The following is a 1,014-nucleotide window of genomic DNA, read 5'->3' as shown; positions in this document are numbered from 1 at the left end:
TAACGTACAATAATTGAGTGTACGAATGCTAGCGTACATAATCTAAGGGTTAGAAATGGGTTTTAAAGACGTAAAATTGAAAGTTATAGCTTGCTTAGCAGATGGTTCATATGATCACGAAGTAAGAGACAATATTGATGTTAAGAACCTTTTCCAGTGTGGGCAATTAACCGATGACGAGGTTATTGGGTTAATAAAGAAGACCCGAGGTAATGAATATGAGGTTAGCCCTCATCATAAGGCATCATCTATCGATGTACATGTATTGAAGCCATTTAAAGATGGTAAACGATGGTATGTAAAGTTTTATTTTGTAGAGCCAGATGTAATGTTTATCAGTGTTCATGAAAGCGGAGTGTAATATGAAAATAGTAAAAGAAGGCGATTCAAGGCAAGTAGTGTGCTCTGAGTGTGGCTTAACCCATGCTACATATATGCTTCGTGATGTTAGTTTTAGTGATAGCTCTGGCGCAGTGAAAAATATATTAGCTGCTGTTTGTAATGATTGCAAGAGAGTAGTTAGTATACCAAAACAATCAACAGCTAAAATTAAAGCTGAATATAACAAGATTAAAACTCCAATTGATGTACGTTTACCCGCTCATTATCTAGATATTCTAAATTTAGCTACTCAAAAGATAAATCCTAGTTTGAGTGATAGTTTTAATAAGTCATTGGTTTTATATTATTTGCATGCGCTAAGCTCAAAGCGGTATTCTCAACGTAATTTAGGTTTATTATTAAATTCAGATGTTGCAAAAGCGAAAGCATCGAAAAGGTTTTCCGTTAAGTTAAATGAAAAGAGTATTAACGAAATCAAGTCATTAATGGCATCTCAAGGTCTTAAAAATAATACAGAAGTATTTAAAAGCCTTATTCTTAAGATTAATGAAGATATCGTACAGCCCAAACAGCCTAGACATTTAGCTGAACTTCAAAATCTTGCTGCTGCCTTTGCATAAACAACATAAAAAATGCATCAAGGCAAAGTGACGCCTGACACTCGGCAGTTTA

2 protein-coding genes are annotated in these 1,014 nt (G+C 34.3%); both read left to right on the top strand.

Annotated elements, in window-relative coordinates; all coding sequences use genetic code 11:
• The first annotated feature begins 55 nt into the window (after window positions 1-55).
• Window positions 56-361, top strand: a complete 306-nt coding sequence (locus tag AAEY68_RS20670) for a hypothetical protein (RefSeq protein WP_024593099.1) — start codon at window positions 56-58, stop codon at window positions 359-361.
• 1 nt (window position 362) lies between these two features.
• Window positions 363-962, top strand: coding sequence for a hypothetical protein (locus tag AAEY68_RS20665; protein ID WP_024593100.1), 600 nt, complete (start codon window positions 363-365; stop codon window positions 960-962).
• The last annotated feature ends 52 nt before the right edge of the window (window positions 963-1,014 follow it).

It is taken from the genome of Pseudoalteromonas sp. RB2-MNA-CIBAN-0110 (assembly GCF_040309305.1).
GTDB lineage: Bacteria > Pseudomonadota > Gammaproteobacteria > Enterobacterales > Alteromonadaceae > Pseudoalteromonas > Pseudoalteromonas arctica.
The sequence above is the reverse complement of the archived record's forward strand: the minus strand, read 5'-3'. Positions and strand labels throughout refer to the sequence as shown.